This window comes from Streptomyces sp. sk2.1 (assembly GCF_008120935.1).
Taxonomy (GTDB): domain Bacteria; phylum Actinomycetota; class Actinomycetes; order Streptomycetales; family Streptomycetaceae; genus Streptomyces.
This window is the reverse complement of record NZ_RDBO01000150.1, coordinates 1-4,811: the sequence shown is the minus strand read 5'-3', so window position 1 is coordinate 4,811 and position 4,811 is coordinate 1. Positions and strand designations below refer to the sequence as shown.

At 67.0% G+C, this 4,811-nt stretch carries 4 protein-coding genes; 2 read left to right on the top strand and 2 right to left on the bottom strand.

Translation table 11 applies throughout. From position 1 onward, the window contains the following. Positions 1-62: 62 nt before the first annotated feature. Together EAO76_RS41680 and EAO76_RS41675 are read right to left on the bottom strand one after the other, a co-directional pair. A complete protein-coding gene (locus EAO76_RS41680; RefSeq protein WP_148841443.1) occupies positions 63-506 on the bottom strand; it encodes a hypothetical protein in 444 nt (147 codons plus the stop codon). A gap of 143 nt (positions 507-649) precedes the next feature. Further along, on the bottom strand, positions 650-1,102 hold the full coding sequence (locus tag EAO76_RS41675) for a hypothetical protein (protein ID WP_148841442.1): 453 nt from the start codon (positions 1,100-1,102) through the stop codon (positions 650-652). A 313-nt stretch (positions 1,103-1,415) separates the two neighbouring features. Here EAO76_RS41675 and EAO76_RS41670 point away from each other — a divergent pair, with 313 nt between their 5' ends. Then, a complete protein-coding gene (locus tag EAO76_RS41670; RefSeq protein ID WP_148841441.1) occupies positions 1,416-1,889 on the top strand; it encodes a hypothetical protein in 474 nt (157 codons plus the stop codon). Between the two features lie 227 nt (positions 1,890-2,116). Further along, positions 2,117-4,489, top strand: coding sequence for a tetratricopeptide repeat protein (locus EAO76_RS41665; protein ID WP_262376203.1), 2,373 nt, complete (start codon positions 2,117-2,119; stop codon positions 4,487-4,489). Positions 4,490-4,811 lie beyond the last annotated feature (322 nt).

The window sequence follows — 4,811 nt, the reverse complement described above, 5'->3', positions numbered from 1 at the left end:
GGATGGATTCGGCGCGCACCGGGTGGGTGCGCGCCACCGCACCCACCCGCACGGTGGTGCGGTCAGTGGTGCGTACCGGGTGCGGAGTGCATCGCGTGGGCCAGCACCAGGTGCTCGTCGCGCATGGCCTCCAGGGTGTCGGCGGTGTCCGGGTGGTCGGGGTCCGGAATGACGTTCACCGTGAACCGGATGATGCTCCGGGCGATGCCCGGCGCGGCGGTGGTGGGGGAGTCCCGTGCCCAGTCCCGCAGCGCGGACAGCAGTGCGCATCCGACCTCGTCCAGCGCGAAGGAGTCCGCGCCCAGTTCTGCCTCCAGGTCCAGGGCCGTGACGGGCCAGACGATGTTCTCGGCGAGCCGCAGCAGGACGAACGCCAGTTCCGGGTCTGCTTCCGCGCGCCCGGCGACAGCGGCGCCGCCACCCGTCTGCAGGGCCAGGAGGTAGGCGAAGCCCCGCTCCACCTGTTCGGGCGTCAGGGGTGTACGGGACGGGATCAGGTACGGCATCACGCTCTCCTCACGATGACTGCCGCGCGACTCGCGGCGTCGGTCCTGCATGGTCGGTGCCCCGGCCTGTGGAGCACGCCACGATGGCGGTGGTGCGGTGCAGTTCTGGTGCGCGCCGCACCACCGCCGGCACGGAGGTGTGGTTACGCGGTGGTCCGGTCCACCGAGTGCGCCTCCATCGCCTGTTCCATTCCTGCGGCCTCCAGCCGGCGGAGCACGTCGGCGACGTCGCCGCGCTCCTCGGTGAGGATCTCCTCGGCGAAGCGGATGACGTACTGGGCGATGCCCACGGGCGACACGGGACAGCAGCGGTCGACGGACAGGACCTCCAGCAGCAGCCGACCGAGCGCCGCCGCCAGGAAGGAGTGCGCACACGGGCCCTCGTCGCAGTCCTCGTCCACGGCGGTGACCGGGATGATGACGCGCTCGGCGACGTCCAGGAGCATCCGGGGCTTGCTCTCACCGTCGGAGAGCCGGGCGACCTCGCAGGCGGTGTCGATGTCGTCGGCCTGCAGCGCCCCGATGTAGGCGAACGCGTCGACGATGTCGTCCGGTGTCATCGGGGTGGGCGGTGCGGCGACGGTGTTCTCGGGCATGACAGCTCCTCATGATCGGGCCGCCCCGCTGATCGCGGCGGCCTCGACCCCGATGCTCGGCCCGCTGGCCTGTGGACAGAGAACCCTCCTCCTTCGCACGAACCGGTCGAATCGGAGCTGCTGTGACGTCGGCCGGTAGTTGGCCATCTCGTTCGATAGTTGGCCAGCTCTCCGACTGGGTGGCCGCTGTGGCTGTGCGGATCACTTGGCGGATGAGTGCTCGAGTTGTCAGCTGGCCAGTGCCAAAACGCTGAGCAGGCATGGAATGAGGCGCTACCGTGCTATTGAGACTCACTGCGGGAGGGAAACGGGGATGTTGGATCAGGCCATGGCGGCGTTAGCCGCAGCAGGCGGAGCCGCCGTAGTGCAGGCTGCTGGGACGGACATGTGGACCGGGCTACGGAAATCAGTGGCAAGTTGGTTCGGCCGGGGTGACGAGCAGCGTGAACGGGCGGAGCTGGAGCGTCTGGATCAGGCTGCCAATGAGCTGGATACAGCCGAGGGGGCCGGGGCGGAGCAGGTGCGTATCCGTCAGCAGGCAGCGTGGCAGGTCCGGATCGAGACTTTGTTGGAGAGCTTGGACGAGGCTGGACGTGCCCGTGCCTCCGAGGAGCTGCGCGCCCTGTTGACCCAGCACGCTCGCTACGGCGAAGTATCGGTCGGCGACGGCGGACAAGCCGTTGTCGGGAACGTGACGATCTTCGCTGACCACGGCTCTGCAGCGGCCTGGAACATGGGGAACGTGACCCTCGGAAACCCTCCACAGCCGGGTCCGCAACAGGGCTGAGCGTACCCGGAGTTACCTCGGCTGCCCCCGATCGGGCCGTCTTTATCGTCGCCGATAACGGCGGCGTTGCCGTCGGCGTTGCCGAGGAGGTCCATCAACATGCCGCGCCTCGAACACCGGCCGCATGGCCGTATCAGGTTGGGGTGATCCCGTCTCGGGGCGGATCCTTCCAGCACCGCGCCGAGGCCGACCAGTTGCGAGTTGCGCTCGACGGCGGAGGCACCACCGTGCTGAGCCAGGTGCTGACCGGTACCGGCGGGGTGGGCAAGACACAGCTGGCCGCTGACTACGCCCGTACCGCTTGGCAGGAGAGCGGAGTGGACGTGCTGGTGTGGATCAGTGCGAGCGACACCACTGCGGTCATTTCCGGCTACGCGCAGGCTGGTGTCGAAATCCAGGGAGCTGACCCTGCCGACCCACACTCTGCGGCTAAAGCTTTTTTGGCATGGCTGCAGCCCAAGGCACAAGGCCCCCGATGCAGGTGGCTTGTGGTACTGGACGATGTTACCGACCCCTCCGACCTTAGCGACTGGTGGCCGCCCGCTAGCCCAACTGGCCGCACGGTGGTCACCACCCGCCGAAAGGACGCCGCTCTCGCTAAAGACGAGCGCCGCATGATCGAGGTCGGAGTGTTCACTGCAACGGAGTCCCTCGCCTACCTCACGAGCGCTCTCGCCGTTCACGATCGCCGCGAGCCTGATGCGCAGCTGGCCGCACTTGCCGCTGACCTTGGGCACTTGCCGCTGGCGCTGTCCCAGGCTGCTGCCTACCTTGTCGACGTTGGCGTCGACTGCACTGCTTACCGCGCCCTGCTATCCGACCGCGCACGTACCCTCGCTGACGCAGCCCCGGATGTGCTTCCTGACGGCCAAGCCCAAACGGTGGCCGCTGCCTGGGGGTTGTCCATCGACCGTGCCGATGCCCTGCGCCCGGTCGGCCTGGCTCGTCCTACGCTCCAACTTTGTGCGTTCCTGGATTCCAACGGCATCCCTGCCGCTGTTGTGACCAGTCGGTCGGCGCTCGCTTACCTCACGAGCTATCACAGCAAGGCCCCCGATGCGCATCCGGTCTCTGCCGACCAGGCGCGACTTGCTGTGCGAGCGCTTTACCGACTCAGCCTGATCAACCATGATCCTGGCAGCCTCCACCGGGAGCTTCACGTTCACCAGTTGATTCAGCATTCGGTCCGCGACACCCTCACTTCAACACAGCACGACCTGCTCGCCCGTACCGCCGCTGACGCTTTGACTGAATCATGGCCGGAAGTCGAGCGTGACGTTGATCTGGGTCAGGTGCTGCGTGCCAACACCGTCGCGTTGACCAGGTACAGCGGAGAGGCCCTGTATCGGCCCGATCTTCACCGTGTACTGTTTCGCACCGGCCATAGCCTTGGCGACGCCGGGCAGGTTACCGCTGCTCGGGACTACTTCCATCACCTCTCAGAAATTGCCACCGCGATTCTTGGTGCCGCCCACCCCGACACCCTTGCCGCCCGGCACGGATTCGCCCGATGGCAGGGAGAGGCGGGAGATGCGGCCAGCGCAGTGGACACCCTCACCGAACTGTTGGAGGACCGACTGGGACTGCTCGGTCAAGACCACCCCGAAACACTCCACACCCGACACGAACTAGCCCGGCTGCGAGGAGAAGCAGGCGACGCGGCCGGCGCAGTGGACGCTCTCACGCCGCTGGTGGAGCACTACCTACGAGTACTCGGCCCAGACCACCTGGACACCCTCACTGCCCGGCATGAGCTCGCCCGGTGGCAGGGGGATGCGGGGGACGCGGTCGGCGCAGTGGACGCTCTCACGCCGCTGGTGGAGCACTACCTACGAGTACTCGGCCCAGACCACCTGGACACCCTCACTGCCCGAAGCAATCTTGCCCGGTTGCGGGGAGAAGCGGGAGACGTAGTCGGCGCGGTGAACGCTTTCGCAGAACTGTTGGAGGACCGCCTGCGAGTGCTCGGCCCGGATCACCCACGCACCCTCAGGGCTCGCCATGAACTTGCCAATTGGCGGATCTACGCTGGAGACGTAGCTGGAGCGGTGAACGGCTTCGCGGCGCTGGTGGAGGATGCTCTGCGGCTGCTCGGCCCGGAGCACCCCGATACCCTCACGGCCAGGCTCAACCTTGCGGTCTGCCTCGGCAAAGCGGGAGACGCCACCGGGGCCGTGGACGCCCTCATCACACTGCTCGGGGACTACTTACGGGTAATCGGACCGGATCACCCCGAACCCCTCACCGCCAGACATCACCTCGCCCGGTTGCGGGGAGAGGCGGGAGATGCGGCCGGGGCTGTTACAACGTTCACCGAGCTGCTGCAGGACCGCCTACGCGTGCAAGGACCCGACCACCCCCATACCCTAAGAGCCCGTCATGAACTCGCTCGCTGGCGGGGAGAGGCGGGGGATGTGGCCGGGGCTGTTACAGCGTTCACCGAGCTGCTGCAGGACCGCCTGCGAGTGCACGGACCCGACCACCCCGACATCCTTAGCACTCGGCGCGAACTAGCTCGATGGCAAGCGGACGAGAGGGACTCGGATGTGACAATCGTTCGAGAGGTCCTGCCAGCTGAACCACACAGCCCTGCCGAGTAGGGCACTCATCCGCCAGGTGCGAAGCTCAGTCACGGTCGCGAGACGGCGATTTTTGATCAAGTACAGCCTTCTGCGCACGGAGCATGAGCCTGGCTGCTGTGCTGCTTGCGTGAGTGGTACGCGGAGGCGGGCAATGGTCGCCTCGGACTCGTGCGGGCTGGAGTAGTTGGTCGCACCGTACGCCTCAGCGAGGACGTACTGAGGCGATTGTCGCTGAACATGAAACCTGCCTCATCGACGGACGTCCGGGGGCGACGATTCTCACAGCCGGAGCCCCACCCTCTGCGTTCCCGCGCCCCGCCCGCCCGTCGTCGCCTCACCG

Bases quoted from the DNA above. Each gene is read 5' to 3' on its own strand.
- EAO76_RS41675 (WP_148841442.1), bottom strand. From the start codon at position 1,102: ATGCCCGAGAACACCGTCGCCGCACCGCCCACCCCGATGACACCGGAC.
- EAO76_RS41680 (WP_148841443.1), bottom strand. From the start codon at position 506: ATGCCGTACCTGATCCCGTCCCGTACACCCCTGACGCCCGAACAGGTG.
- EAO76_RS41670 (WP_148841441.1), top strand. From the start codon at position 1,416: ATGTTGGATCAGGCCATGGCGGCGTTAGCCGCAGCAGGCGGAGCCGCC.